The following is a 25,897-nucleotide window of genomic DNA, read 5'->3' on the forward strand; positions in this document are numbered from 1 at the left end:
GGTGCGGGACCCCCCGGGGTCGGGGCGGGCCGACCGGGTGCGCGCCCGGCCCGCCTGGTGGTTACGTGAGGGTGAGCGTCAGCACACCGGCGTACGCGCCCGGGGCCGTGAACGCCGGAACGTCCAGCGACACCTTCGCGCCCGCGGTGAACTCACCGCCGGTGAGCGTCCCGTTGGGGGTGGACGCCAGGGTTGCGCCGGCGCCGCCGACGACGCCCGCGGTGCCCGCCGCGCAGGTGCTGGGGCTACCCGCCTTCGTGGTGCAGGACGGGGTCCAGGAGAGCTTGCCCGCGTCGATCTTTCCGCCGGGTCCGGTGAAGTCGGTGACCTTGCCGGTCAGGGACCAGCCCGCGGGGCCACCGCGGAAGTCCTTGACCGTCACCGCGTTCAGGTCCCCGGCGGAGGCGCCGCCCTTGCCGAAGTCGACGGACGTCAGCTGGACGGTGTCACCGGCCTGGGTCATGGACAGGGCGCCGGCCGCGACCGCGGAGTTGAGCTTCTGGCTGTTCGCGGGCAGCGGGGTGTCGTCGATGACGGTGTACGCCGCCGGACCCGCCCCCTTGTCCGCGTTCCATGCCGCGCCCTCGTACGCGACGACGCCGGTCGTCGCCTTGTCGTTGACCGTGAGACTCGCGCTGAGGGCGCCCGTCGCGCTCGCCTTGACGGTCGTCCTGTCGGCGGTCTCCGCGGCTCCCGAGCGGCCCACGACGGTGATGTCGGCGTTCGGGGTGAACTTGGCGCCGGTGACGGTGACCTTGTCACCCGGCTTGCCGGAGGCCGTACCGAGCTGGATGCTGCGTTCGTTTGCTCCGGGCTGGGGGGTGGCGACGATCGTCTGGGAGACGGGTGCGGGCGGGTTCGTCACCGTGCAGGGGGTGTCCAGCTCCATGATGTAGCTGGTGTGGATGTTGTAGTCGCCCGGAGACAGGGTGATCGACCCGGGCGCGGAGACCGTGAACGTACCGGTCATCGAGAACGGCGGGAACGTGCCCTTGCCCGGCACCGGCGGGTTCTTCTTGGGACCGGCCACGGTGACACTGCCGCTCTGGGCTCCGCCGAGGGCGACCTTTCCGGTGGGCGTCATGATGTCGGCGGGGAGCGCGAGGTCGACGGGGTTACCGGCGGCGGGCTTGGTCACCGTGTACGTGACGGTGACCGTGTCGCCGACCTTGGGTGCGGCGTTGTCGACCGTGATCTCGGCGGTGGTCGTGCCGTCGATCGGCGGGATGCCGGCGATGGGCGGCGGTATGCAGTGGGTCGGGAAATCCACCGCTGCTTGTGACGCCGTCACCTGCGTGTGGGCGGCGCCCGCGGCAGGCGCCGCGAGAAGCCCGCCGCCGGAGACCGCGAGGGCGGTAGCGCCCAGGACGGCTGCCCAGCGGCGTCTTCGCGTCGTGGGGCGTAAGGATGCCATGTGCTTCCCCCTTCAGTGGGTGGCCGCCATTGACGGGTTGAGGGGGAAAGAAGTCAATGGAATCGAAATGCACCGACTGATGACCCATCAGATACTGTCAAGATCCCCCCGCGTTTCGCTGGCGCGGGCGGTTCGGGGTGTGGTTGTCGTGGTTGGCCGGTGCCGTGACGGTTGGCCGGTGTGTCCGTCCTCAATCGCCGGACGGGCTCAGGTGTACGGGGTCGGCCCGGACCGGGTCGCGGGCGTTGGGGGCCGTTCCGGGGCTCGCATCCTGGACGGCATGATTTACGGCGCACCGACCGGCACCTCGATGGCGACGCCCGCGCCGCGCCACAAATCACGCTTTAGTGTCCCGGACACGACCCCTCCACGGCCCCCCTCGTGCCCAGGGGTAGTGGGCCGATCGCCGTGGTCGCGTGTCTGTTGCCCACCCACCGGGGAGCAGTCGGCAACACGGCCGGGGCGGGGCCGTGCAGGGTCGACCCCGCAGGGGACGGCGGAACCACCGGCTGCCTACGAGGTGAGCGGTACGCCGCCGTCCCCGAGGAGTCGAGCCCGGAGGGGCCCCGCCCCACCCCCACAGCCCGTCCGGCGCTTGAGGACGGACACCCCGGCCAACCAACACGGCACAGGCCAACCACGACAACCACACCCGGCACCGCACCGCGCAGCGGACCCGCACCGCCCGCGCAGCGGACCCGCCGCGGACCGGGCGCCGTCACGGCGACGGGGGCCCCGTCCTATGCTCGGTTCATGACTGAGAGCACCGAACTCGGCCCCGAGGACCGCAAGATCATCACGCTTGCCCGCAGCGCACGCGCCCGCAACGGCGTGCCGGAGGGCGCGGCGGTGCGGGACGAGACCGGGCGTACATATGTGGCGGGCACCGTGGACCTGGACTCGCTGAAGCTCAGCGCTCTGCAGACCGCCGTGGCGATGGCGGTGGCGAGCGGGGCCAAGTCGCTGGAGGCCGCGGCGGTGGTCGCCGACCGCGACACGGTGCCGGACGCGGACCGTGCGGCGGTTCGCGACCTGGGCGGCGCGGGAACACCGGTGCTGCTGGCGGGACCGGACGGTGCGGTCCGGGTGACGCTGACCGCGGGCTGAGACGCGCACGCCCCTGCGAGGTGCGCGCCCCTGCGAGGCCGGCGGTGCGGAGCGTCAGGGTCGGTCCAGACGGAGCCGCTGCGCCTTCGGGAGGCCTGCGACAACGAGGTCGTACGAGTCCTCGACGAGCTCGCGGACCATGCGGGCCGGCAACTCGTCCACCGTCACCGTGTTCCAGTGACGCTTGTTGAGGTGCCAGCCAGGCACGATCGCCGGGTGCTCGGCGCGCAGCCGTACCGCCTCGTCAGGGTCGCACTTGAGGCCGACCTTCAGCGGCGCCGCCGCCAGGTCGGTGATGGCGAACATCTTCCCGGCGACCTTGAAGACCGACCATTCCGGGCCGAACGGGAACTCCTCCACCGCGGCGTTCTGCTCCAGGCAGCAGGCCTTCAGCTGCTCCGCGCCGAGCCGGTCCGTCATGCGGGCTCCACCAGTACCGTGACGATCTTGTTCCGGCGTCCGGCGGGTGACTCGGCCGTCAGCCGCAGTGCCCGGCCGTCCGGGAGGTCCACCACCGCGCTCGCGCCCGCGATGGGGACGCGTCCGAGGAACTTGGCCAGCAGGCCGCCGACCGTCTCGACGTCCTCGTCGTCGAACTCGTCGAGGCCGAACAGTTCACCGAGGTCCCCGATGTCGAGCCGCGCGGTCACCCGGTAACGGGAGTCGCCCAGGTCCTCCACGGGCGGCAGCTCCCTGTCGTACTCGTCGGTGATCTCGCCGACGATCTCCTCCAGGATGTCCTCGATCGTGACGATCCCGGCAGTCCCGCCGTACTCGTCGATGACGACGGCGACGTGGTTGCGCTCCTGCTGCATCTCACGCAGCAGGTCGCCCGCGTTCTTGGTGTCCGGCACGAACGCCGCGGGCCTCATCGCCGTGGAGACCAACTCGGCCTCCGCGTCCCGGTTGATGTGCGTCTTGCGGACGAGGTCCTTCAGATACACGATCCCGACGATGTCGTCCTCGTTCTCCCCGGTGACCGGGATCCGGGAGAAACCGGAGCGCAGGGCCAGGGTCAGCGCCTGGCGGATGGTCTTGTAGCGCTCGATGACCACCAGGTCGGTGCGCGGGACCATGACCTCCCGTACGAGGGTGTCGCCGAGCTCGAAGACCGAGTGCACCATGCGGCGCTCCTCGTCCTCGATCAGTGACTCCTGTTCGGCGAGGTCGACCATGGCGCGCAGCTCGGCCTCGCTCGCGAACGGGCCCTTCCGGAAGCCCTTGCCCGGCGTCAGCGCGTTGCCGATGAGGATCAGCAGTTGCGGGACCGGCCCCATGACGCGGGCGAGCGGCAGCAGCACGTACGCGGCGGCGGTCGCGGTGTTCAGCGGGTGCTGGCGACCGATGGTGCGCGGGGAGACACCGACGGCGACGAAGGAGACGAGGACCATGACGCCGATGGCGACGGCCAGCGCCTGCCAGGTCTCGGAGAACTCCTGCAGACAGGCGTAGGTGACGAGGACCCCGGCCGCCATCTCGCAGGCGACGCGGACCAGCAGGGCCACGTTGAGATAGCGGGTGGGGTCGGAGGACACCTGGACGAGCCGCTCCGCGCCTCGCCGGCCCGCGCGCAGTGCCTCGGCGGCCCGGAAGCTGGAGACCCGGGCGATGCCCGCCTCGGCGCAGGCCGCGAGCCAGGCGACGACGACGAGCAGAACCGCACCGATGATCAGCGTGGGACTCATGAGACGGTCGGCGCCGGGGAGGGGCCCGTCAGGCCCTTCTCCGCCCGCCAGCCGTCGACGATCGCCGCCTGCAGGCCGAACATCTCGGCGCGCTCGTTCGGCTCCTCGTGGTCGTATCCGAGGAGGTGCAGCACTCCATGGACGGTGAGGAGCTGGAGCTCCTCGTCCATGGAGTGCTGGGTCGGCGCTTCCTCACCCTGCTTGGCCGCGACCTCGGGGCAGAGCACGATGTCGCCGAGGAGCCCCTGCGGGGGCTCGTCGGAGTCCTTCACCGGCGGACGGAGCTCGTCCATCGGGAAGGACATGACATCGGTCGGACCCGGCAGATCCATCCACTGGATGTGGAGCTGCTCCATGGCGTCGGCGTCCACGACGATCACCGAGAGCTCGGAGAGCGGGTGGATACGCATCCGAGCGAGCGCATAGCGGGCGATGTCGAGGATCGCCTGCTCGTCGACCTCGGTTCCGGACTCGTTGTTGACGTCGATCGACATGGTGCTGATCGGTTCACTTCCCGTGGGTGTTGCCGTTGCGGCTGTCGTACTGCTCGTAAGCGTCGACGATACGGCCGACGAGCTTGTGCCGGACGACATCCTGCGACGTCAGCATGGAGAAGTGCACATCCGGGACCCCGTCCAGGATCTCGCGGACCTGGCGCAGACCGCTCTTGGTCCCGCCGGGCAGGTCGACCTGGGTGATGTCACCGGTGATGACGATCTTCGACTCGAAGCCCAGACGCGTCAGGAACATCTTCATCTGTTCCGGATTCGTGTTCTGCGCCTCGTCGAGGATGATGAACGCGTCGTTGAGCGTGCGGCCCCGCATGTACGCCAGCGGCGCGACCTCGATCGTGCCCGCGGCCATCAGGCGCGGGATCGAGTCCGGGTCGATCATGTCGTGCAGGGCGTCGTAGAGCGGCCGCAGATACGGGTCGATCTTCTCGTAGAGCGTGCCGGGCAGGAAGCCGAGGCGCTCGCCCGCCTCCACGGCCGGCCGGGTCAGGATGATCCGGTTGACCTGCTTGGACTGCAGGGCCTGGACCGCCTTGGCCATGGCCAGGTACGTCTTGCCGGTACCGGCGGGGCCGATGCCGAACACGACCGTGTGCTTGTCGATCGCGTCGACGTAACGCTTCTGGTTGAGGGTCTTGGGACGGATGGTGCGGCCGCGGCTGGAGAGGATGTTCTGCGTGAGGACTTCGGCCGGGGTCTCGTCCGGTCCGTTGCCGTTCTCGCTCGCCCGGAGCATGGCGATCGAGCGTTCCACTGCGTCCTCCGTCATCGGCTGTCCGGTGCGGAGCACCAGCATCATCTCGTCGAACAGGCGCTGGATCAGAGCGACTTCCCGCTCGTCACCGGTCGCACTGACCTCATTGCCCCGGACATGGATGTCGGCCGCCGGGAAGGCCTTCTCGATCACGCGCAGCAGGGCGTCGCCCGAACCGAGAACGGTCACCATCGGATGCTTGGCGGGGACGGTGAACCGGGCTCGCGCCTGCCCCGGCGCTGCGGGGTCCCCCGTGCCCCCGGAGGGCTCCAGGGGGCGGGTCTGGGCGTTGGGTGTCTGAGTCATGGGCCGGCACTGTGGCCTGCACATACCTCCTGTTGCAGGGTTCTCGCTGCTCGACAACCTCTGGGAACCAAGCGTACGACCCCGCGCTGACAGTCCCGAAGTCTTTTTCACGGGGAACGCCGGAAGCCGACCGTCGGGACCGCGCGGGCGAGCGGCCAGGGGCGGCAGGACGCGGGCAGCAGCCTGCCCAGGAACGCGTAACGGTTCAGCGCCGCCGGGTCCTGGTCGGCCAGGGCCTGGACGCGCTGCCACCAGGCCGCCACCTCCGTCCAGCCGGGTGCGGAGAGTGACCCGCCGAACTCCTGCACCGACAGCGCGGCCGTCAGCCCGGCGAAGGCCAGCCGGTCGGCGAGGGGCCAGCCCGCCAGCGTGCCGGTGACGAATCCCGCCACGAACACATCGCCCGCGCCGGTCGGGTCCAGGGCCTCCACCTCGATCGCCGGGACCTCCGCGGTCTCGCCCGTCGCACCGTCCACCGCGTAGGCGCCCTCCGCACCGAGCGTGACGACGGCGACCGGAACCTTCTCGGCCAGGACACGGGCCGCGGCGCGGGGGCAGTCGGTACGGGTGTAGCGCATCGCCTCCTCGGCATTGGGCAGGAACGCCTCGCACAGCTCGAGGCCGGGCAGGGCGGCGAGGTCCCAGCGACCGGTCTCGTCCCAGCCGACGTCGGCGAAGATACGGGCGCCGCGGGCGGCCGCCTCCGCGATCCAGCCCTCGCGGCGGCGCGGCGCGAGGGAGGCGACGGCGGCGCGTGCGCGCGGCGGGATGGCGTCGGCCAGGAGGGCGCCGCTGGTCGCGGGGTCGTCGGGCGGCGGTGCCTCGTGGCCGTGCGAGACCATGGTGCGCTCGCCCTCGTACGCCATGGAGATGGTGACCGGGGAGTGCCAGCCCGGGATGGTGCGGGACAGGGAGAGGTCGATGCCCTCGCCCTGCTCCAGCGCGTCCCAGCAGTAGTCGCCGTAGTGGTCGTCGCCGAAGGCGGCGGAGAGTGACGTGTGCAGGCCGAGGCGGGCGAGGGCGGTGGCCATGTTGGCGACGCCTCCGGGGCTGGAACCCATGCCCCTGGCCCAGGACTCGGTGCCGCGGACCGGCGCGCTGTCGAGGCCGGTGAAGATGATGTCGAGGAAGACCGTGCCGGTGAGGAACACGTCGCACTCGGGGTCGCCGTCCGCGCGCAGGGCACCCAGCGGGTCCAGCCGCCGGGTAACCGGCGGGTCGACGCGCTCGCCCAACGGGCGGGCGCCTGGGGTGCGTTGCGGATCTCCGTCGGGCGTGATCACGGCGGCTCCCGGAATGCGGCGCAGAGCAGTGCGGAGCGGTGCGGATCCGGCCAGTGTGCCTGATCCCCGGCCGTCCCCGAGGGCGGCACCTCGCGCGAAAACCGAGATCGCCTACCCCGGGGGATCCCGCACAAACCGAATGTGTCCCGCCTCACACCATCCCACCTTCTCCGGCCCCGGGCACGCTTGATACAAATTGGCGCGCGTTCCTGTGCAACACCGGGCGCTCCTCCCCTCTTTGACCCCCCGTTTCGCCCTGCCCTGTTCCCGGGAACGCCCATGCCTTCGCGCCCCCGCGCCGTGTGGCCCCTGGTCGCCGTCTTCGCCGCCGGTTACCTCGCCGCATACCTCCTGCCGACCGTCGTCGGCCGTCTCTCCGCCGGACTCGGACTCACCCCGGCCGAGGCCGGTCTTGTGGGTTCCACCCTCCTGCTCCATTCGGCCGTCGCCGGCTTCGTGCTGGCGTCGCGGGTGGAGCGGTACGGGCCGCGGCGGCTGTCCAGGCTGGGGCTGCTGCTGGCCCTGACCGGGTACGGCGCCGCCGCGCTGACCTCGTACGTGCCGCTGGTGGTCGCGGGGGCGGCGGTCGGCGGCCTGGGCTCCGGCACGGCGACGGCGGTCGCCGCGGCGGGGATCGCGGCGCAGCGGGATCCGCACCGGGCGTCCGCGCTGGGGCTGCTGGCGGTGTCGGCGTCCGCAGGGGCGCTGTATCTGACGATTCCGCAGTTCGGGGGCGGACATGTGCTGCCGTTCGCGGCGCTCGCCCTGGCCGCGGTGGCCGTGTGGCCGGCGACAGGGCGGCTGGCGGGGGCGGTGGCGGAGTCGGGGGGCTCCGCCGCGGTCCCGGTCAGGCCTCGGGCGCCGCTGCCCCGGCGGCGTTCGGGTGCCGTGCTCGCGGGCGCGATGCTCTGCTGGTCGATGGCGCAGAACGCGCTGTGGGGCGTCAGCGGACGGATCGGCATCACCCAGGCCGGGCTGAGCGAGGTCACCGTGGGCGCCGTCTTCGCGGTGGGCCTGGGCGCCGGGCTCGCGGGCGTCATGGGCGCGGGTGCGCTGGGTTCGAGGCTCGGCCGGGCGGTGCCCATCGGGGCCGGCACGGCGCTGATCGGGGTCTGCATCGTGGTCAGTTCGTCGGCGCGGGGGCTGATGAGCTTCGCGCTGGGCGAGGTCCTGTGGAACGTCTTCTACCCCGTGGTCCTGTCCTATCTGATCGGGCTGGCCGCGTCGCTGGACCCGCGCGGGCGATGGGCGGTGCTGGTGGGTTCCGCCTCGTCGCTGGGGGTGGCCTGCGGACCGGTGACGGGGAGCGTCCTGTCCGAGCACGCGGGGTATCCGGGCATGGGCCTGGTCCTGTGCGCCCTGCTCCTGGTCGTGACGGCCCCGATGACCGCCGTGGCCCTGCACACGTCCGGCCGTCCCCTGGTGCCCGGCGCCGTCCGCCGGCGCGGCGGCAACCCGGCAGCCGTTGTCGCGGGCGCCGCCCCGTCGGGCACGGGCGCGCGTGTCCCGCAGGTCGGCGCACCCGAGCAGACCGTCGCGGAGATCGCGGCCCCGGTCCGGGGCCGGCGCCGGCTTCTTCAGAGGGACCGGTCGTCGAAGGCTCTCGCCTCCTGACCGTGCCGCTGGGCGGGCTCCGGACGGCTCCCGCCGGCGGTCTCAGTCCGTGTCGAAGTCGTACGACTCGACCTCCGCGAGGTAGCGCTCACGACGCGGCTCGTCGTGCTCGAGGAAGGCCGCGTCGAAGGAGTTCCGCGCCAGCTCCCGCAGCTGTTCCTGCCCCAGCCCGAGCGCCTCGCGAACGGCGTGGAAGGTGTCCCCGATGTAGCCGCCGAAGTAGGCCGGGTCGTCGGAGTTGACCGTCACCAGCAGACCGGCGTCCATCATCGCGCGGAGCGGGTGGTCCTCCAGCGTGTCGACGGCGCGCAGCCGGACGTTCGACAGCGGGCACAGGGTGAGCGGTACCCGCTGCCGCACGAGCCGTTCCACCAGCTGCGGGTCCTCCATCGCGCGCAGCCCGTGGTCGATGCGCTCGACGCCGAGGACGTCCAGGGCCTCCGCGATGTACGCGGGCGGGCCCTCCTCGCCCGCATGGGCGACCTTGCGCAGGCCCAGGGACTCGGCGGCGGCGTAGACCTCGCGGAACTTGGCGGGCGGATGCCCGGCCTCGGCCGAGTCGAGGCCGACGCCGCCGATGTGGTGGAGGTACGGCTTCGCGGCGTCGAGGGTGGCCGTCGCGGACTCGGCCGGCTGGTCCCGTAGAAAGCACATGATCAGCTGGGTGGAGATGCCGTGCCGCTCCTCGCTGCGGTCCAGCGCGTGCGCGAGCCCTTCGATCACGGTGCCGATGGGGATGCCCCGGGCGGTGTGTGCCTGCGGGTCGAAGAAGATCTCGGCGTGCCGCACGCCCTGCGCGGCCGCCCGCGCGAGGTAGGCGTCGGCGAGTTCGGTGAAGTCGTCGGCCGTGTGCAGGACGGCCATCAGGCCGTAGTAGAGGTCGAGGAAGGACTGGAGATCGCTGAAGAGATACGCCTCGCGGAGGTCCTCCGTGCCGGCGTAGGGCAGCCGGACACCGTTGCGCTCGGCGAGGACGAAGGCGAGTTCGGGTTCGAGGGTGCCCTCGATGTGGACGTGCAGTTCGGCCTTGGGGAGTGGCATTCTGTGCTCGCTCAGAGTTCGCGTTTGGGTACGGGGACCCGTACGAGGTCGTGGGCCACGGAGAGTTCGCCGTCGAAGCCCGCCGCACGGGCCTGCCGCTCGAACTCCCCGGGATCGCTGTAGCGCTGGGAGAAGTGCGTCAGTACGAGATGCCGCACGCCCGCGTCGCGCGCCACTCTGGCCGCCTGGCCGGCGGTGAGATGGCCGTGGTCGGTGGCGAGGCGGTGGTCCTCGTCGAGGAAGGTCGACTCGATGACGAGCATGTCGCAGCCGTCGGCGAGTTCGTAGGCACCGTCGCACAGGCGGGTGTCCATGACGAAGGCGAAACGCTGTCCCCTGCGCATCTCGCTGACGTCCTCGAGAGTGACGCCGCCGACGGCTTCCCCGCGCTGGACGCGGCCCACGTCGGGGCCCTTGATGCCGTGCGCGGCGAGGCGTTCCGGCAGCATGCGGCGCCCGTCGGGCTCGGTGAGCCGGTAGCCGAAGGACTCGACGGGGTGGGAGAGCCTGCGCGCCTCGAGGGTGTAAGAGGGCGTGGTGGCCAGTACGCCGCCGTCGGCGATCGCGCGCTCGTTGAGTTCGACGGACTCGCGGTAGGCGGTGGCGTAGCGGAGCCGGTCGAAGAACCGCTGTCCGCTGGCCGGGTAGTGCGCGGTGACCGGGTGGGGGACCTGGTCGAGGTTGATGCGCTGGATCACCCCGGCGAGCCCCAGGGAGTGGTCACCGTGGAAGTGCGTGACGCAGATCCGGTTGATGTCGTGCGCCGCCACGCCCGCGCGCAGCATCTGCCGCTGGGTGCCCTCACCCGGGTCGAAGAGGATGCCTTCGCCGTCCCAGCGCAGCAGGTAGCCGTTGTGGTTGCGGTGCCGGGTCGGGACCTGGCTGGCGGTGCCGAGCACGACCAGTTCTCGTACTGACATGAGTGATCGCTTAACCGGGAGGCCAGTTGAGGCCGCGGCCTCCGAGGACATGGGCGTGTGCGTGGAACACGGTCTGGCCCGCGCCGCTCCCGGTGTTGAACACGATGCGGAAGCCGGTCTTGTCGACCTTGTCACCGGCCGCGACCTCGGCCGCCTCGCGCAGTATGTCGGCGGCGACGGACGGCTCGGCCGCGGCGAGCGTCGCGGCGTCCGGGTAGTGCACCTTGGGGATGACGAGCACATGGGTCGGCGCCTGCGGGTTGATGTCGCGGAAGGCGACGGTCGTCTCGGACTCACGGACGACGGTGGCGGGCACCTCCCCCGCGACGATCTTGCAGAACAGGCAGTCGGCCTGCGGTTCTCCCGCCATGGTCCGGGCCCCTTCACGACTCCGACGATCAGTATGTGCGCATGCTATCGCCGTGCGGCGGGCCGCCGACCGCGACTACTTGCCGGGGGTCCTGGTTTCCGTGACGGTCACGGTGACAGTGACCGTGGGCCGGGGTGCGCCGTTTCCGGAGGAGGGTCCGGGGGCCAGGGTGGCCGAGGCGGTGCAGTCGCCGAGCACATTGGCACGGAAGACCGTCCGGTCGCCGGCCTTCGCGGTGAGGTCGCCGCGTACGCAACGGCCGCCGAGCTCCTGGGTGACCTTGCCCTTGAGTGTGATCTTCCGGCCGTCACCGCTCTCGCCCCGGCAGTCGACGGTGGCGACACTGCGGGGCGTGGAGGAACTCCTCGGGGAGGAGGAGGCGCTGGGCCCGGTGTCGAGCGTGGCCGTGCAGCTGAGCCGGCGCACGTCCACCCCGGCGCGTTCGAACGCGCGCGTGCCCGTGGTGTCCGTGGTGAAGGACACCGCGGTGGCACTGAGCCCTCCGGCGCCGGGTTCGCAGGCCGCGGCGCCGAGGGCTGCCGCACCGGCCAGGCCGATCGCTGCCAGTACACGTCTGTACGCGCCCATGGACGGCAGCGTGCCACCGCGCCTTCCGTCGCGGTAGACCAGTTGCGGCCACAAGGTGCCCCGTACGGTGGGGACATGAGACGGGCGCGCGTACCACGGCGGCTGACCGTGGGCCGGACGGTATGGCTGTGGTCGGTGGGGCATCTGCACCCGGAATGCCACGAGATCCTGACCGTGCGTCGCGCGGACGCCCGGCACGCCCAGTTGCGGTTGGTGTTCCGCGCAGGCGCGGGCCGTCCGGTCGCCGGGGCGTACCGGTCGTCCGGTCTGCTCGGCGACGCGCACGACAACACCCTGAATCTGCACGAGCCGGGTGTCGTGCTCCGGTTCCTCGAGGAGGCCGGCTCACGCGGGCTGCTGCCGGACGCCCACGGCATGGCGGAGGCCGACGGGTGGCCGCTTTTCGACGCGATCGTCAGGGACCTCGGGTCAGGACCAGCGGCCGGTACGCCCCAGTAGCAGCGCCGACGCGGCGGTACCCGCCGTGGAGGTGCGCAGTACGCTCCGGCCGAGGCGGTACGGCTTCGCCCCCGCCTGCGCGAAGGCGGCCAACTCCTCTGGTGACACGCCCCCTTCGGGACCCACCACGAGCACGATGTCACCGGTCGCGGGGAGCGGGGCGCCGGCGAGGGGCTCTGCGCCCTCCTCGTGGAGGACCGCGGCGAAGTCGGCTCCGGCGATCAACTGGGCGACCTGCCTGGTCGTCGCCGCGTCCGCGACCTCCGGGAAGCGGAGGCGGCGTGACTGCTTGCCCGCCTCGCGTGCGGTGGCACGCCACTTGGCGAGGGACTTGGCGCCGCGGTCGCCCTTCCACTGGGTGATGCAGCGGGAAGCCGCCCAGGGCACGATGGCGTCGACGCCGGTCTCGGTCATGGTCTCGACGGCGACTTCACCGCGATCGCCCTTGGGGAGCGCCTGCACGACGCTGATACGGGGCGCGGGCTCCGGCTCCTCGCGAAGCTCGGTGACGGTGACGTCGAGGCGGTCCTTGCCCTCGACCGCGGCGACGGTCCCGTAGGCGCCGGTGCCGTGGCCGTCGGTCAGCACGATCTCCTCGCCGACGCGCAGGCGGCGTACGGAAACGGCGTGCCGGCCCTCCGGCCCGTCGAGGGTGACGGTGCCCGCGTGGACGTGGTCGACGAGGAAGACGGGCGCGGTCATGAGCCGTTCCTCAGAGCGAGGGCGGCGCTCGCGGCGCCCAGTTCGGCGGCGAGGACCTCGACGAGCTGTCCGGCGGGCAGTTCGCGGGCCATGCGATGGCCCTGGCCGGCCCAGAGCGCCATGCCCTGCGGGTCACCCGCCTTCGCGGCGGCCTTGCGCAGACCGGAGGTGAGGTGGTGCACCTCGGGGTAGGCGGCGGGCGCGTACGGTCCGTGCTCGCTCATGAAGCGGTTGACGAGCCCGCGGGCGGGGCGGCCGGAGAAGGCGCGGGTCAGTTCCGTCCTGGTGAACAGCGGATTGGTCATGGCCTGCTTGTGCAGGGCGTTCGCCCCGGACTCGGGGCAGACGACGAACGCGGTGCCGAGCTGGGCGGCATCGGCTCCGGCGGCGAGGACGGCGGCGATCTGGCTGCCGCGCATCAGGCCTCCGGTCGCTATGACGGGGAGCTGCACGGTCTCCCGGATCTGCGGGACCAGGGCGAGCAGCCCCGTGCCGGACCCGTCGGACGCGGGGTCGTCCCGGTGCGTGGCCTGGTGGCCTCCGGCCTCGATGCCCTGCACACAGACCGCGTCGGCACCCGCGTGCTGGGCGGCCTGGGCCTCTTCGGGTGTGGTGACGGTGACGACGATGAGCGTTCCGGCGCGCTTGAGAGCGGCGACGGCGCTCCGGGTGGGGCATCCGAACGTGAACGACACCAGGGGCACGGGGTCGTCGCGCAGGATGGCCAGCTTGGCCTCGTAGCCGTCGTCCCGTCCGGCCTCAGGATCGCCGAGGGGAGTGTCGTACCAGGTCGCCTCACCCGCGAGCTGATGCCGGTACACATCGACGGCCGCGGCGTCGGCGTACTGCGGCTGCGGCATGAACAGGTTGACCCCGAACGGCCGCCCGGTGAGCCCGCGCACCTGTTTGATCTCCTGGTACATCCCGTCCGCGGTCTTGTACCCCGCGGCCAGGAACCCCAGGCCGCCCGCCTCGCTCACGGCGGCGGCCAGTTCGGGGCAGGAAGCGCCGCCCGCCATGGGGGCCTGCACGATCGGATGACGACAGAGATCGGTCAGTGCGGAGGACATGCCCGCATGGTGCCATGTCCCGGCGCCGTGGCCGAATCCCGGCTTCCGCCCCGGGACGCCCGCGAGAATCAGGACATGCCGCGAAAGTGTGGGCGAGGGCTCGTGTGCCGTAGTACCCCTGGACGATGTGGACGCCGCCTACGCCGTCATGCGGGGAGAACGGTGCGGAGATCGTGCACCCGTTGCAGGACGAGGAGTGGGGAGTGCGCCGGTTCTTCGTCCGGGACCCCGACGGCCAGGTCGTCGATGTGCTGGGGCACCGCTGAGCACGGGGTGCAGGAGGGCGGGGAGGGCGGGGAAGCCCCCGCCCTCGCTCACCACTGCGGCAAGCTCTGAGCCCTGAGGGGCGAGCCCCTCACCTGCCGTTGAACGCGTCCTTCAGACGGGAGAACAATCCCTGCTGCCCCGGCTGGAACTGCCCCATCGGCCGTTCCTCACCGCGCAGCTTCGCGAACTCCCGCAGCAGCCTCTCCTGCTCGGGATCCAGCTTCGACGGCGTCTGGACCTCGACATGCACGATGAGGTCACCGCGGCCCCCGCCCCGCAGGTGCGTGACACCGCGCCCGTGCAGCGGGATCGACTGGCCCGACTGCGTGCCCGGACGGATGTCGACCTCCTCCATCCCGTCGAGCGTCTCCAGCGGCACCTTCGTGCCGAGGGCGCCCGCCGTCATGGGGATGGTCACCGTGCAGTGCAGATCGTCGCCGCGCCGCTGGAACATGTGGTGCGGCAGCTCGTGGATCTCCACGTACAGGTCACCGGCGGGACCGCCACCGGGCCCGACCTCGCCCTCGCCCGCGAGCTGGATGCGGGTGCCGTTGTCGACACCGGCGGGGATCTTCACCGTCAGGGTCCGGCGGGAACGCACCCGCCCGTCGCCGGCGCACTCCGGGCACGGGGTCGGGACCACGGTCCCGAAGCCCTGGCACTGCGGGCACGGCCGGGAGGTCATGACCTGGCCCAGGAAGGAGCGGGTGACCTGCGAGACCTCACCGCGGCCCCGGCACATGTCACACGTCTGGGCGGACGTACCGGGCGCTGCACCCTCGCCCGAGCACGTCGTACAGACGACGGCCGTGTCGACCTGGATGTCCTTCGTCGTGCCGAAGGCCGCCTCGCTGAGCTCGACCTCCAGCCGGATCATCGCGTCCTGCCCGCGCCGCGTCCGCGACCTGGGCCCGCGCTGGGACGCCGTACCGAAGAAGGCGTCCATGATGTCCGAGAAGTTCCCGAAGCCGCCCGCGCCGAAGCCTCCGGCGCCGCCCCCGCCTCCTGCGGACAGCGGGTCGCCTCCGAGGTCGTAGACCTGCTTCTTCTGCGGGTCCGACAGCACCTCGTAGGCGGCGTTGATCTCCTTGAAGCGCTCCTGCGTCTTCGGGTCCGGATTCACATCCGGGTGGAGTTCCCGCGCCAGCCGCCGGAAAGCCTTCTTGATCTCGTCCTGGGACGCGTCGCGGCGTACGCCGAGTACGGCGTAGTAATCGGTGGCCACTTACGACTCCGCCAGGATCTGTCCGACGTAACGTGCCACTGCGCGTACCGCTCCCATCGTTCCGGGGTAGTCCATGCGGGTCGGTCCGACCACGCCGAGTTTGGCGACTGCCTCGTCGCCCGAACCGTAGCCGACCGCGACGACGGACGTGGAGTTGAGTCCCTCGTGGGCGTTCTCGTGCCCGATCCGTACGGTCATGCCGGAGTCCTTGGCCTCACCGAGCAGCTTCAGCAGGACGACCTGCTCCTCCAGCGCCTCCAGCACGGGCCGGATCGTCAGCGGGAAGTCGTGGCCGAAGCGCGTCAGATTGGCGGTGCCGCCGATCATCAGCCGCTCCTCGGTCTCCTCCACCAGTGTCTCGAGGAGGATCGAGAGCACCGTCGAGACCGTGCCCCGGTCGTCCGCCTCGAACGACTCGGGAAGATCTTGCACCAGCTGCGGCACGTCCGTGAAGCGCCTGCCCACCACCCGGCTGTTCAGCCGGGCCCGCAGATCCGCGAGCGAAGTCTCGCCGAACGGCGCCGGGCAGTCCACATGCCGCTGCTCGACCCGGCCCGTGTCCGTGATCAGCACGAGCATCAGCCGTGCCGGGGCAAGTGCCAGAAGCTCCACGTGCCGCACGGTCGAGCGGGTCAGCGAGGGGTACTGCACGACCGCGACCTGCCGGGTCAGCTGCGCGAGCAGCCGTACCGTGCGGGCCACCACGTCGTCGAGGTCCACGGCGCCGTCGAGGAAGTTCTGGATCGCGCGCCGTTCGGGCGACGACAGCGGCTTGACGCCCGCGAGCCTGTCCACGAACAGGCGGTAGCCCTTGTCCGTCGGAATCCGGCCGGCGCTGGTGTGGGGCTGGGCGATGAACCCTTCCTCCTCCAGCACCGCCATGTCGTTGCGCACGGTGGCCGGTGACACACCCAGCTTGTGCCGCTCGGTGAGGGCCTTGGAGCCCACGGGCTCCTCCGTACCGACATAGTCCTGGACGATGGCGCGCAGGACCTCGAGTCTGCGTTCGCTGAGCACCGTGCGCACCTCCAGCTGTGATTCATCGGCGGGTCCGGTGTGACCTGGCACTCACCTCCTCGGAGTGCCAGCATTCCCCGGCCAGTGTACGGCGGGTGGGTACGCCCCTAGCAAGGCCGACCGGACGGCGAACCGGTCACGGTACAGCGCCGTGACCGGCGAGACGTCGCTGGTTGCCCGGGGATAGCGTCGCCTTATGGACATCGATTGGGAAGACGTCGGCTGGGAACGGCTCGGTGACGGTGTCGGGCGGCGGCGCCTGCCCGTCTGGGACGCGACGGCCGGCGTGGTGGTCGGGGACGAGTCGGTGTTCCTGTACGACACGGGCGCGACGCTCCGCGAGGGAGCCGAACTGCGCACCCAGATCCAGTCCCTCGTCGGCGGCCGGCGTGTGACCCATATCGCTCTCAGCCATCCGCATTTCGACCATGTTCTCGGTACGGCGGCCTTCTCGGGAGCACGGGTGTACGGCGCGGTGGGCGTCGACCAGCTGCTCGTGCGGGACCGGGACGTGCTGCGCGAGGACGCCGTCCGCCACGGTGTGGCGCCCTCCGAGGCCGCACTCGCCACGGACGTGCTGGTCCCCCCGAAGCATGTCGTCTGCGGCGAGTGGACCCTGGACCTCGGTGGTCGACAGGTCCTGCTGGCGAACGCCGGGCCCGGCCACTCGGGACACGACCTCGTCGCGCTCGTACCGCGCACCGCCGCCGAACCGGAGATCGTCTTCTGCGGGGACCTGGTCGAGGAGTCGGGCGAGCCCCAGGCCGGCCCGGACTCGATACCCGGTCGCTGGCCTGCCGCGCTGGACCGGCTGCTCGCGCTCGGCGGGGACGACGCGGTCTACGTACCGGGGCACGGCGCGGCGGTGGACGCCGCTTTCGTACGCGCCCAACGGGATGAACTGGCCCGGCGGTTCGGGGTGTCGTAGCGTCTGCCCAATGCGCAGCTACAGCCCTGACCTGACCCCGCCCTGGAAGAAGCCGGCCGCGGCGCCCGAGGTTCCGGCCGAGCCCGGTCTCGTCGTCGAGGAGGTCACGACGGGCTTCTGCGGCGCGGTGATCCGCTGCGAGGCGGGGACGGTGACGCTGGAGGACCGCTTCGGCAAGCACAGGGTGTTCCCGATGGAAGCCCGCGGATTCCTGCTGGAGGGCAGGACCGTCACCCTGGTCCGCCCTTCCGCCGCTCCGCCGCGGCCCACCCGCACGGCCTCCGGCTCGGTCACCGTGCCCGGCGCACGGGCCCGGGTCGCCCGCGCCGGCCGCATCTACGTGGAGGGACGCCACGACGCGGAGCTGGTCGAGAAGGTCTGGGGCGACGACCTCCGCATCGAGGGCGTGGTCGTCGAGTACCTCGAGGGCATCGACGACCTCCCTGCCGTCGTCGCGGACTTCGCCCCGGCGGCGGACGCCCGCCTCGGCGTGCTCGTGGACCACCTGGTCCCCGGCTCCAAGGAGTCCCGCATCGCGGCATCCGTCACCGATCCGCACGTGCTGGTGGTGGGCCATCCGTACATCGACATCTGGGAGGCCGTGAAGCCGTCCTCGCTCGGCATCGCGGCCTGGCCGTCCGTGCCGCGCGGCCAGGACTGGAAGACGGGCGTCTGCCGCGCCCTGGGATGGTCCGACAACACGGGCGCGGCCTGGCAGCACATCCTGTCGAGGGTGACGAGCTACAAGGACCTGGAGCCGGCGCTGCTGGGGCGGGTGGAGGAACTGATCGATCACGTCACCGCGACCGGAGAGAGCGCGGGGCGCTAGCGAGGCAGGCGGTCGGCCGCTGCCGGGCGGTTCCCGCTTCCCGCCCGACGCGTCCGGGCCATCCGCGCTCTGCTGCTGGGTCCGTGGGCCTGACGGGCGCGGCGCGCCGTCGCCGCCGGGGCCCGGTCCCCGCCACCGCGGGGACATCGGGCGGTCGCCTCAGTCCACCAGGTCCCGGACCACCGCGTCCGCCAGCAGCCGTCCGCGCAGCGTCAGCACCGCCCGGCCCTCCTCGTACGGCCCGGGCTCGAGCAGCCCGTCCGCCAGGGCGCGCCGCGACGCCGCCAGCCCCTGCGGCTCGAGGAGCGACAACGGCACCCCCTCGCGCAGCCGCAGCTCCAGCAGCACCCGCTCCACCCGCCGGTCCTCGTCCGGCAGGACCTCCCGCCCGGCCCCGGGGGAGCGCCCCTCCCCGAGCGCCGCCGCATAGGCACCGGGGTGCTTCACGTTCCACCAGCGCACGCCGCCCACATGGCTGTGCGCGCCGGGGCCCGCGCCCCACCAGTCGGCGCCGCGCCAGTACAGCTCGTTGTGCAGGCACCGTCCGGCCTCCGACGTGGCCCAGTTCGAGACCTCGTACCAGTCGAAGCCCGCCCCGGACAGCACCTCGTCGGCGATCAGGTACCGGTCGGCGTGCACGTCGTCGTCCGTCATCGGCACCTCGCCGCGCCGGATCCGCCGGGCGAGCTGCGTGCCCTCCTCGACGATCAAGGCGTACGCGCTCACATGGTCCGGCCCCGCCCCGATCGCGGCGTCCAGCGAGGCCCGCCAGTCGTCGTCGCTCTCCCCCGGCGTGCCGTAGATCAGGTCGAGGTTCACATGCTCGAAGCCCGCCGCCCTCGCCTCGGCGACACACGCCTCGGGGCGCCCGGGAGTGTGCGTGCGGTCGAGCACCTTCAGCACGTGCTGCCGGGCACTCTGCATCCCGAAGGACACCCGGTTGAAGCCTCCGGCGCGCAGCTCCGCCAGATACGCGGGGTCCACGGACTCCGGGTTCGCCTCCGTCGTGACCTCCGCGTCGTCCGCCAGGCCGAACTCCTCCCGCACCGCCCCGAGCATCCGTACGAGATCGGCGGCGGCGAGCAGCGTCGGCGTACCACCGCCGACGAAGACGGTCCTGACCGGGCGCGGATCGTCCCCGAGGACCTTGCGGGCGAGCCGGATCTCCTCGATCAGCGTGTCCGCGTAGTTGTCGCGGGAGGCCAGCACACCGCCGCTGCCACGCAGCTCGGTCGCCGTGTAGGTGTTGAAATCGCAGTAGCCGCAGCGCGTCGCGCAGTACGGGACGTGCAGATAGAACCCGAGGGGCCGGTCGCCCGCGCCCGCGAGGGCGGACGGGGGCAGGGCCCCGTCCTCGGGCATGGGCTCACCATCAGGCAGTACGGAAGGCATACGGACCATTGTCCGCCACCCGCCACCCGCCACCCGCCACCCGCCACCCGCCACCCGCCACCCGTCGGCCGTACCGGACCGCACCGGACCGGACCCGTCAGCGTGCCTGGAGCACCAGCAGCGCCAGATCGTCGCCGGGAGGGGCCTCCGCGAAGGTGTGCACGGCCTGCCGTATGCGGTCTGCCACCCCCTGCGCGGTGAGCCCGGCGCAGTCCGCGAGTGCCCGCGCCAGCCCGTCGGAGTCGTCGAACATCAGCGGGCCGGAGCGCCGCTCCGTGACCCCGTCGGTGACGCAGAGCAGTGTGTCTCCGGGCTCGAGGTCGAAGGTCTGGCTCTCGTACGCGGCGCCTTCCACGACCCCGAGGAGCAGCTGGGAGGCGGCCGCGGGGCGGACCGTGCCGTCGGGCCGGAGCAGAAGAGGCAGCGGGTGGCCGGCGCAGGCGAGGGTGCAGCGGACCCCGCCACCGCCCGGGAGCGGGGTGAGCTCCCCGTACAGGAGCGAGAGGAAGCGTGACTGCGGGCCGTCGTGCGGGCCGTCCTCGGGGCCAGAGCCGGTGCGCGAGCCGGGGCCCGCGACCATGAGCGCGGCAGCCTCTGCCGCCTCCATGGCGTCGTCGAGGAGCAGGCCGTTGAGACGGTCGAGCACCTCGCCCACCTGGTATCCCTCGCGCGCGAGCAGACGCAGCCAGGGGCGGGCGAGGCCGGTGACGACGGCGGCTTCCGGACCGCTGCCCTGCACGTCGCCGAGCATGAAGCACCAGCGCCCGCCGCTGCCGGCCGGGAAGATGTCGTAGAAGTCGCCGCCCGCGAGGCCCTCGTCGCTGGGCTCGTAGACGAGTGAGCTGTCGACACCGGGGATCTGCGCGACCTGGGCGGGCAGCAGCCCGCGCTGCAGGACCCGGCTGATGGTGGCCTGCCGGGCGTAGGCGCGGGCGGCGCCGATGGCGAGGCCCACCCGGCGGGCGAAGTCCTCGATCAGCGCGGTCGCTTCGTCGGAGACTCCCGCGCCCGGCAGCCCTTCACGGCCGAGCAGCAGGATGCCGAGGGGGCGCGCGCCGGCGGTCAGCCGGAAGGCGAGGGCGTTCCCTGCCGCGCCTTGTGCGGTTTCCCGGCCTTCCCTTGCCGCGCCTTCGTCGCTTGCTGCGCCGCCGCCTTCCACTCCCGCGCCATTGTCGCCGCTCTCGGTGTCCCCCTCGTACCCGGGCCGGGCGACGGGGACGGTCACAGCCGCGCTGCGGGCCTCTTGCGGTAACCGCGGCGGCTCCTTGACCAGGGCCGTACGCAGGCCCTCGATCGCGGACTCGTCGGCATGCCAGACCCTGGCCAGCCGGGGCTCGGGACCGGCCGCCTCGGCGTCCAGCCAGATCGCGCACCAGTCCGCGAGCCGTGGCACCAGCAGCTGCCCGGCCAGCGCCGTCACCATCTCCTCGTCGAGCTGCCCGGCGAGGAGATCGGACGCCTCAGCGAGGAACGACAGCGCCCCGCGCCCCGTCCAGTCCCGGTCGTCGCGCAGGGCCCTGCGTGGCGCGGGCGGGGGGCTCTCGGCGGCCCTGGGTCCCCGCGGCGCGACTCCCGGCCCCGCGGGACCGCAGCCGTCGAGCGCGAGCCGCGCCCAGACCGCCTTGAGCCCGGGCCGGTACGTGATCCCCCAGGACGCGGCCAGCGCCGTCACGAGCTGCAGCCCCCGGCCGTACTCCGGCTCACCGGACGCCGCTCCCGGGTCGGGCGGCTCGCTGCGTACCGGCCGCGCCGGATGGCGGTCCGACACCTCGACGACCAGTGACGCGGGGTCGTCCTCGCTCGCGGCGTCCAGGCGTACGAGCACCTCCACGGTGGTTCCCGCATGCACGACGGCGTTCGTCACGAGTTCGCTCACGACCACCACGGCGTCGTCTGCCAGCTGATCCGCCCCGCGCGTGGCGACCATCCCCAGTCGCGTCCACTCGGCGAGCGCCGCCCGCAGAAACCGCCGCGCCGCCGAGGCGGCCGGCGGGCTGCCGGGCAGGCTGGTGCGCGCCGCGGCTCTGACACTGCCGCGCTGCGGGAGCAGGTGAACGGACCGGTGGGTGGTCTCCTGCTGCATCGGAACGGACCCCACGCTGCGGCTCCTGTCCGGTTCTGGCGTTGCTCCGTGGACGACTGACGACACGGACAGAGTGACAGACCGAGCTCGCGCATAAGCATGGAGTCATCGAAGTGCCCGATATGCCCACACTCGGAAGAACGAATTCTGCGGCGCGGGGGGCGTGAAATGTGCTGCGGGCGCGACGAGGAGTCCTCGTCGCGCCCGCGGCACGCGTCAGGTGGCCCGGCGGGTGCCGGCCCGGAGCGGTTACGCCTCGCGCGACCCTCCGTACATGGACTCGATGAGGTGCTTGTACTCGCGCTCCACGACTGGTCGCTTCAGCTTCAGGCTGGGCGTCAGTTCGCCGTGCTCGACGTCCAGGTCACGCGGCAGCAGACGGAACTTCTTGATGGTCTGCCAGCGCTGCAGGCCCTCGTTGAGGCGCTTCACATAGCCCTCGATGAACTGCTCGGTCTGCGGAGCGGCGACGACCTCGGCATAGGACTTGCCACCGAGGCCGTTCTCCTTGGCCCAGCCGAGGATGGCGGGCTCGTCGAGAGCGATCAGGGCGGTGCAGAAGTTCCGGTCGGCGCCGTGGACCAGGATGTTGGAGACGAAGGGGCAGACCGCCTTGAACTGGCCCTCGACCTCGGCGGGAGCGATGTACTTGCCGCCCGACGTCTTGATGAGGTCCTTCTTGCGGTCGGTGATCCGCAGGTAGCCGTCCTCCGACAGCTCGCCGATGTCGCCGGTGTGGAACCAGCCGTCGGACTCCAGGACTTCGGCGGTCTTCTCCGGAAGCTTGTGGTAGCCCTCCATGATGCCCGGGCTGCGCAGCAGGATCTCGCCGTCGTCGGCGATGCGGACCTCGGTGCCGGGGAAGGGCTTGCCGACCGTGCCGGTGCGGTACGCCTCGCCGGGGTTGACGAAGGAGGCGGCGCTGGACTCCGTGAGGCCGTACCCCTCCAGGATGTGGATACCGGCGCCCGAGAAGAAGAAACCGATCTCGGGGGCGAGCGCGGCCGAGCCGGAGACGGCGGCGCGCAGCCTGCCGCCGAAGGCCTCGCGGAGCTTGGAGTAGACGAGGGCGTCGGCGACCTTGTGCTTGGCGGTGAGGCCGAAGGAGGCCGATGCGGTGCCGGTGCGGCGGAAGTTGTCCTGGGCCTCCTTGGCGTACGCCCGCGCGACCCCGGCCGCCCACTGGAAGATCTTGTACTTGGCGGCGCCACCGGCCCGGGCCTTGGCCGCGACGCCGTTGTAGACCTTCTCGAAGATGCGGGGCACGGCGGCCATGTACGTCGGCTGCACGACCGGCAGGTTCTCGATGATCTTGTCGACGCGGCCGTCGACCGCCGTGACATGCCCGACCTCGATCTGACCGGAGGTCAGCACCTTGCCGAAGACGTGGGCGAGGGGCAGCCACAGGTACTGCACGTCGTCCTTCGTCACAAGACCGGTCGCGGCGATGGCCTTGGCCATGTACGACCAGTTGTCGTGCGGCAGGCGGACACCCTTGGGGCGGCCCGTGGTGCCCGAGGTGTAGATGAGGGTGGCGAGCTGTACGGAGGTGATCGCCTCGACGCGCTCCTTGACCGCGCTCGGATGCTTGGCGAGGTACTCGGCGCCGCGGGCTTCCAGGTCGGCCAGGGAGACCACCCAGCCCTCGGGGTCGCCCTCGGCCGGCACGGCGGCGGCGGAGTCGATCACGACGACGTGCTGGAGGTTCGGAAGCTCGGCGCGCCTCTCGCGGGCCTTGGCCAGCTGGGCGGCGTCCTCCGCGACAAGGACGCGGCTCTCGGAGTCGGCGAGGATGTAGGCGGACTCCTCGGCGTTGGTCTGCGGGTACACGGTCGTGGTGGCCGCGCCCGCGCAGAGGATGCCGAGGTCGGCCAGGATCCACTCCACCCGGGTGGCGGAGGCGAGCGCCACGCGCTCCTCGGACCGTACCCCCAGTTCGATCAGTCCGGCCGCGATCGCATACACCCGCTCGGCGGCTTCGCCCCAGCTGAGCGACTTCCATTCGTCAGGGCCCTGGCCGCCGGCCGAGGGCACCGGGTAGCGGTACGCCTCCGCATCGGGAGTCGCCGCCACGCGCTGGACGAAGAGATTCGCCACGGAGGGCGGTCGGTTCTCGATCAGGGTCTGTGTGTCGCTCACGACATCCTCCGGGCCTGCTGCTGCGGCGTTGCTGCATGACTGGCTGATTGCGCGACGGGTCACCTTTGTTTAACTCACGAGTAACCCGTCGGGCGTTGTCAGGTTAGAGGTCCGTGCTCCCCCACGTAAGAGGCTGCAGGCTGCCGCTTCATAACGAACAGGCCCCCGCGCCGGGGACACGGGGGCCTGTGGGGCACATCAGACAAACAGGGGCGCTTGGTGCTTCTGAGCTACGAGGGGCGCTTCCGCTTCGATCACTTCTGCGCAGATCCTCCGCCCGTCCAGGACCGTTCTTCCTCGTCGCCTGCCGGTGCTACTTCTTCGTCTTGCCGCCGGCGGAGTCGTCGCTGGACAGCACCGCGATGAAGGCCTCCTGCGGAACCTCCACAGAACCGACCATCTTCATCCGCTTCTTGCCCTCCTTCTGCTTCTCCAGCAGCTTCCTCTTCCGGGAGATGTCGCCGCCGTAGCACTTGGCAAGGACGTCCTTGCGGATGGCGCGGATCGTCTCGCGGGCGATGACCCGGGAGCCGATGGCCGCCTGGACGGGCACTTCGAAGGCCTGCCGCGGGATGAGCTCCTTGAGCTTGGCCACAAGCCGCACGCCGTAGGCGTACGCCTGATCCTTGTGGGTGATCGCGGAGAACGCGTCGACCTTGTCACCGTGCAGCAGGATGTCGACCTTGACGAGCGACGCGTCCTGCTCACCGGTGGGCTCGTAGTCGAGGGAGGCGTAGCCACGCGTCTTGGACTTCAGCTGGTCGAAGAAGTCGAAGACGATCTCGGCGAGCGGCAGGGTGTAGCGGATCTCGACCCGGTCCTCGGACAGGTAGTCCATGCCGAGCAGCACGCCACGCCGGTTCTGGCACAGCTCCATGATCGAGCCGATGAACTCGCTCGGGGCGAGGATCGTGGCCCGTACGACGGGCTCGTACACCTCCGCGATCTTGCCCTCGGGGAACTCGCTCGGGTTGGTGACGGTGTGCTCAGTGCCGTCCTCCATGACCACCCGGTAGACCACGTTCGGCGCGGTCGCGATCAGGTCGAGGCCGAACTCGCGCTCCAGCCGCTCGCGGATCACATCGAGGTGGAGCAGGCCGAGGAAGCCGACGCGGAAACCGAAACCGAGGGCCGCGGACGTCTCCGGCTCGTACACCAGCGCGGCATCGTTGAGCTGGAGCTTGTCCAGGGCCTCGCGGAGGTCCGGGTAGTCCGAGCCGTCCAGCGGGTACAGGCCGGAGAACACCATCGGCTTGGGGTCCTTGTAACCGCCGAGCGCCTCTGTCGCGCCCTTGGTCTGCTGGGTGATCGTGTCACCGACCTTGGACTGGCGGACGTCCTTCACACCGGTGATGAGGTAGCCGACCTCGCCGACTCCGAGGCCGTCGGCGGCGAGCATCTCCGGGGAGTTGGTGCCGATCTCCAGCAGCTCGTGCGTGGCACCGGTCGACATCATCCGGATGCGCTCGCGCTTGTTGAGCTGGCCGTCGACGACTCGTACATAGGTGACGACACCGCGATAGGAGTCGTAGACCGAGTCGAAGATCATCGCGCGGGCGGGGGCGTCCGCGACACCGACCGGGGCGGGAACGTCCTGGACCACCCGGTCGAGCAGCGCCTCCACGCCGACGCCGGTCTTGGCCGAGACCTTCAGAACGTCCGACGGGTCGCAGCCGATGAGGTTCGCGAGCTCCTCCGAGAACTTCTCGGGCTGCGCGGCCGGCAGGTCGATCTTGTTGAGGACCGGGACGATGGTGAGGTCGTTCTCCATCGCGAGATAGAGGTTCGCGAGGGTCTGAGCCTCGATGCCCTGGGCGGCGTCCACCAGCAGGACCGTGCCCTCACAGGCGGCGAGCGAACGGGACACCTCATAGGTGAAGTCCACGTGGCCCGGGGTGTCGATCATGTTGAGGATGTGGGTCTTGCCCTGGCCCTCGCCCGTCGTGGGCGCCCAGGGCAGACGCACCGCCTGGGACTTGATCGTGATGCCGCGCTCACGCTCGATGTCCATACGGTCGAGGTACTGAGCGCGCATCTGCCGCTGCTCGACCACACCGGTCAGCTGGAGCATCCGGTCGGCAAGGGTCGACTTGCCGTGGTCGATGTGCGCGATGATGCAGAAGTTGCGGATCAGCGCCGGGGCGGTACGGCTCGGCTCGGGCACATGGAGAGGGGTCGCGGGCACGCAGGGT

At 71.4% G+C, this 25,897-nt stretch carries 23 protein-coding genes and 1 pseudogene; 6 read left to right on the forward strand and 18 right to left on the reverse strand.

Features of this window, described 5'->3' with window-relative positions:
- Positions 1 to 61: 61 nt before the first annotated feature.
- Positions 62 to 1,414, reverse strand: coding sequence for a beta-xylosidase (locus tag ACFU5O_RS02575; RefSeq protein WP_384235406.1), 1,353 nt, complete (start codon positions 1,412 to 1,414; stop codon positions 62 to 64).
- 753 nt (positions 1,415 to 2,167) lie between these two features.
- On the opposite strand from ACFU5O_RS02575, the gene ACFU5O_RS02580 reads away from it, so the two are divergent.
- Positions 2,168 to 2,521 (forward strand): cytidine deaminase, encoded by a 354-nt coding sequence (locus tag ACFU5O_RS02580; protein ID WP_384235407.1) that lies wholly within the window; start codon positions 2,168 to 2,170, stop codon positions 2,519 to 2,521.
- Between the two features lie 54 nt (positions 2,522 to 2,575).
- On the opposite strand, the gene ACFU5O_RS02585 is transcribed toward ACFU5O_RS02580, so the two are convergent.
- The 5 genes from ACFU5O_RS02585 to ACFU5O_RS02605 form a co-directional block, all read right to left on the reverse strand.
- Complete coding sequence (locus tag ACFU5O_RS02585) at positions 2,576 to 2,941, reverse strand: MmcQ/YjbR family DNA-binding protein (RefSeq protein WP_384235410.1); 366 nt, start codon at positions 2,939 to 2,941, stop codon at positions 2,576 to 2,578.
- Entirely contained in the window at positions 2,938 to 4,206 is a 1,269-nt protein-coding gene (locus ACFU5O_RS02590; protein WP_384235412.1) for a hemolysin family protein, read from the reverse strand. Before ACFU5O_RS02590 ends, ACFU5O_RS02585 begins: the two co-directional genes overlap by 4 nt.
- A complete protein-coding gene (gene ybeY / locus ACFU5O_RS02595; RefSeq protein ID WP_384235414.1) occupies positions 4,203 to 4,700 on the reverse strand; it encodes an rRNA maturation RNase YbeY in 498 nt (165 codons plus the stop codon). Before ybeY ends, ACFU5O_RS02590 begins: the two co-directional genes overlap by 4 nt.
- A gap of 13 nt (positions 4,701 to 4,713) precedes the next feature.
- On the reverse strand, positions 4,714 to 5,778 hold the full coding sequence (locus ACFU5O_RS02600; RefSeq protein WP_384235417.1) for a PhoH family protein: 1,065 nt from the start codon (positions 5,776 to 5,778) through the stop codon (positions 4,714 to 4,716).
- Between the two features lie 107 nt (positions 5,779 to 5,885).
- The gene (locus ACFU5O_RS02605) at positions 5,886 to 7,013 is read right to left on the reverse strand and encodes a carbohydrate kinase family protein (protein WP_384236375.1); all 1,128 of its coding nucleotides are present in this window, start codon (positions 7,011 to 7,013) and stop codon (positions 5,886 to 5,888) included.
- Between the two features lie 327 nt (positions 7,014 to 7,340).
- On the opposite strand from ACFU5O_RS02605, the gene ACFU5O_RS02610 reads away from it, so the two are divergent.
- Entirely contained in the window at positions 7,341 to 8,675 is a 1,335-nt protein-coding gene (locus ACFU5O_RS02610) for an MFS transporter (RefSeq protein WP_384235420.1), read from the forward strand.
- Between the two features lie 42 nt (positions 8,676 to 8,717).
- Here ACFU5O_RS02610 and ACFU5O_RS02615 read toward each other — a convergent pair whose 3' ends face one another.
- From ACFU5O_RS02615 to ACFU5O_RS02630, 4 genes are all read right to left on the reverse strand, one after another.
- On the reverse strand, positions 8,718 to 9,716 hold the full coding sequence (locus ACFU5O_RS02615) for an adenosine deaminase (RefSeq protein ID WP_384235421.1): 999 nt from the start codon (positions 9,714 to 9,716) through the stop codon (positions 8,718 to 8,720).
- 11 nt (positions 9,717 to 9,727) lie between these two features.
- Positions 9,728 to 10,636, reverse strand: a complete 909-nt coding sequence (locus ACFU5O_RS02620) for a ribonuclease Z (RefSeq protein WP_384235423.1) — start codon at positions 10,634 to 10,636, stop codon at positions 9,728 to 9,730.
- A gap of 10 nt (positions 10,637 to 10,646) precedes the next feature.
- Positions 10,647 to 11,006, reverse strand: coding sequence for a histidine triad nucleotide-binding protein (locus ACFU5O_RS02625; RefSeq protein ID WP_384235425.1), 360 nt, complete (start codon positions 11,004 to 11,006; stop codon positions 10,647 to 10,649).
- 75 nt (positions 11,007 to 11,081) lie between these two features.
- On the reverse strand, positions 11,082 to 11,594 hold the full coding sequence (locus ACFU5O_RS02630) for a hypothetical protein (protein WP_384235428.1): 513 nt from the start codon (positions 11,592 to 11,594) through the stop codon (positions 11,082 to 11,084).
- A 75-nt stretch (positions 11,595 to 11,669) separates the two neighbouring features.
- Here ACFU5O_RS02630 and ACFU5O_RS02635 point away from each other — a divergent pair, with 75 nt between their 5' ends.
- Entirely contained in the window at positions 11,670 to 12,053 is a 384-nt protein-coding gene (locus tag ACFU5O_RS02635) for a hypothetical protein (protein WP_384235430.1), read from the forward strand.
- Here ACFU5O_RS02635 and ACFU5O_RS02640 read toward each other — a convergent pair.
- A complete protein-coding gene (locus tag ACFU5O_RS02640) occupies positions 12,024 to 12,755 on the reverse strand; it encodes a 16S rRNA (uracil(1498)-N(3))-methyltransferase (protein ID WP_384235432.1) in 732 nt (243 codons plus the stop codon). The genes ACFU5O_RS02635 and ACFU5O_RS02640 overlap by 30 nt on opposite strands.
- Complete coding sequence (locus ACFU5O_RS02645) at positions 12,752 to 13,825, reverse strand: nitronate monooxygenase (protein ID WP_384235434.1); 1,074 nt, start codon at positions 13,823 to 13,825, stop codon at positions 12,752 to 12,754. The genes ACFU5O_RS02640 and ACFU5O_RS02645 overlap by 4 nt, the downstream gene beginning before the upstream one ends.
- Positions 13,826 to 13,937: 112 nt before the next feature.
- On the opposite strand from ACFU5O_RS02645, the pseudogene ACFU5O_RS02650 reads away from it, so the two are divergent.
- Positions 13,938 to 14,091, forward strand: a pseudogene (locus tag ACFU5O_RS02650) (VOC family protein); the annotation flags it as partial.
- An 89-nt stretch (positions 14,092 to 14,180) separates the two neighbouring features.
- Here the strand turns inward: ACFU5O_RS02650 and dnaJ are convergent.
- Together dnaJ and hrcA are read right to left on the reverse strand one after the other, a co-directional pair.
- Positions 14,181 to 15,317 (reverse strand): molecular chaperone DnaJ, encoded by a 1,137-nt coding sequence (gene dnaJ / locus ACFU5O_RS02655; protein WP_384235436.1) that lies wholly within the window; start codon positions 15,315 to 15,317, stop codon positions 14,181 to 14,183.
- A complete protein-coding gene (gene hrcA / locus ACFU5O_RS02660; RefSeq protein ID WP_384236376.1) occupies positions 15,318 to 16,334 on the reverse strand; it encodes a heat-inducible transcriptional repressor HrcA in 1,017 nt (338 codons plus the stop codon).
- A 196-nt stretch (positions 16,335 to 16,530) separates the two neighbouring features.
- Here hrcA and ACFU5O_RS02665 point away from each other — a divergent pair, with 196 nt between their 5' ends.
- Both ACFU5O_RS02665 and ACFU5O_RS02670 read left to right on the forward strand, forming a co-directional pair.
- Positions 16,531 to 17,262: an MBL fold metallo-hydrolase gene (locus ACFU5O_RS02665; protein ID WP_384235439.1), complete on the forward strand. Its 732-nt coding sequence runs from the start codon at positions 16,531 to 16,533 to the stop codon at positions 17,260 to 17,262.
- 10 nt (positions 17,263 to 17,272) lie between these two features.
- A complete protein-coding gene (locus tag ACFU5O_RS02670) occupies positions 17,273 to 18,091 on the forward strand; it encodes a DUF3097 domain-containing protein (RefSeq protein WP_384235441.1) in 819 nt (272 codons plus the stop codon).
- Between the two features lie 159 nt (positions 18,092 to 18,250).
- Here the strand turns inward: ACFU5O_RS02670 and hemW are convergent, their stop codons facing one another.
- From hemW to lepA, 4 genes are all read right to left on the reverse strand, one after another.
- Entirely contained in the window at positions 18,251 to 19,483 is a 1,233-nt protein-coding gene (gene hemW, locus ACFU5O_RS02675; RefSeq protein ID WP_384235444.1) for a radical SAM family heme chaperone HemW, read from the reverse strand.
- A 97-nt stretch (positions 19,484 to 19,580) separates the two neighbouring features.
- Entirely contained in the window at positions 19,581 to 21,566 is a 1,986-nt protein-coding gene (locus ACFU5O_RS02680; RefSeq protein ID WP_384236379.1) for a SpoIIE family protein phosphatase, read from the reverse strand.
- A 249-nt stretch (positions 21,567 to 21,815) separates the two neighbouring features.
- Complete coding sequence (locus tag ACFU5O_RS02685) at positions 21,816 to 23,705, reverse strand: AMP-dependent synthetase/ligase (protein ID WP_384235447.1); 1,890 nt, start codon at positions 23,703 to 23,705, stop codon at positions 21,816 to 21,818.
- Positions 23,706 to 24,018: 313 nt separating this feature from the next.
- Positions 24,019 to 25,890: a translation elongation factor 4 gene (lepA, locus tag ACFU5O_RS02690; protein ID WP_384235449.1), complete on the reverse strand. Its 1,872-nt coding sequence runs from the start codon at positions 25,888 to 25,890 to the stop codon at positions 24,019 to 24,021.
- Positions 25,891 to 25,897 lie beyond the last annotated feature (7 nt).

Origin of the sequence: Streptomyces sp. NPDC057445, from assembly GCF_042802855.1 — a bacterium.
GTDB lineage: Bacteria > Actinomycetota > Actinomycetes > Streptomycetales > Streptomycetaceae > Streptomyces.

Coding starts and splice junctions, on each gene's coding strand:
- ACFU5O_RS02615 (WP_384235421.1), bottom strand. CDS start 9,716: ATGCCACTCCCCAAGGCCGAACTGCACGTCCACATCGAGGGCACCCTC.
- ACFU5O_RS02610 (WP_384235420.1), top strand. CDS start 7,341: ATGCCTTCGCGCCCCCGCGCCGTGTGGCCCCTGGTCGCCGTCTTCGCC.
- ACFU5O_RS02670 (WP_384235441.1), top strand. CDS start 17,273: ATGCGCAGCTACAGCCCTGACCTGACCCCGCCCTGGAAGAAGCCGGCC.
- ACFU5O_RS02585 (WP_384235410.1), bottom strand. CDS start 2,941: ATGACGGACCGGCTCGGCGCGGAGCAGCTGAAGGCCTGCTGCCTGGAG.
- ACFU5O_RS02630 (WP_384235428.1), bottom strand. CDS start 11,594: ATGGGCGCGTACAGACGTGTACTGGCAGCGATCGGCCTGGCCGGTGCG.
- ACFU5O_RS02645 (WP_384235434.1), bottom strand. CDS start 13,825: ATGTCCTCCGCACTGACCGATCTCTGTCGTCATCCGATCGTGCAGGCC.
- ACFU5O_RS02635 (WP_384235430.1), top strand. CDS start 11,670: ATGAGACGGGCGCGCGTACCACGGCGGCTGACCGTGGGCCGGACGGTA.
- ACFU5O_RS02620 (WP_384235423.1), bottom strand. CDS start 10,636: ATGTCAGTACGAGAACTGGTCGTGCTCGGCACCGCCAGCCAGGTCCCG.
- ACFU5O_RS02665 (WP_384235439.1), top strand. CDS start 16,531: ATGGACATCGATTGGGAAGACGTCGGCTGGGAACGGCTCGGTGACGGT.
- ACFU5O_RS02640 (WP_384235432.1), bottom strand. CDS start 12,755: ATGACCGCGCCCGTCTTCCTCGTCGACCACGTCCACGCGGGCACCGTC.
- ACFU5O_RS02625 (WP_384235425.1), bottom strand. CDS start 11,006: ATGGCGGGAGAACCGCAGGCCGACTGCCTGTTCTGCAAGATCGTCGCG.
- ACFU5O_RS02575 (WP_384235406.1), bottom strand. CDS start 1,414: ATGGCATCCTTACGCCCCACGACGCGAAGACGCCGCTGGGCAGCCGTC.
- ACFU5O_RS02590 (WP_384235412.1), bottom strand. CDS start 4,206: ATGAGTCCCACGCTGATCATCGGTGCGGTTCTGCTCGTCGTCGTCGCC.
- ACFU5O_RS02680 (WP_384236379.1), bottom strand. CDS start 21,566: ATGCAGCAGGAGACCACCCACCGGTCCGTTCACCTGCTCCCGCAGCGC.
- hemW (WP_384235444.1), bottom strand. CDS start 19,483: ATGCCTTCCGTACTGCCTGATGGTGAGCCCATGCCCGAGGACGGGGCC.
- ybeY (WP_384235414.1), bottom strand. CDS start 4,700: ATGTCGATCGACGTCAACAACGAGTCCGGAACCGAGGTCGACGAGCAG.
- ACFU5O_RS02600 (WP_384235417.1), bottom strand. CDS start 5,778: ATGACTCAGACACCCAACGCCCAGACCCGCCCCCTGGAGCCCTCCGGG.
- ACFU5O_RS02580 (WP_384235407.1), top strand. CDS start 2,168: ATGACTGAGAGCACCGAACTCGGCCCCGAGGACCGCAAGATCATCACG.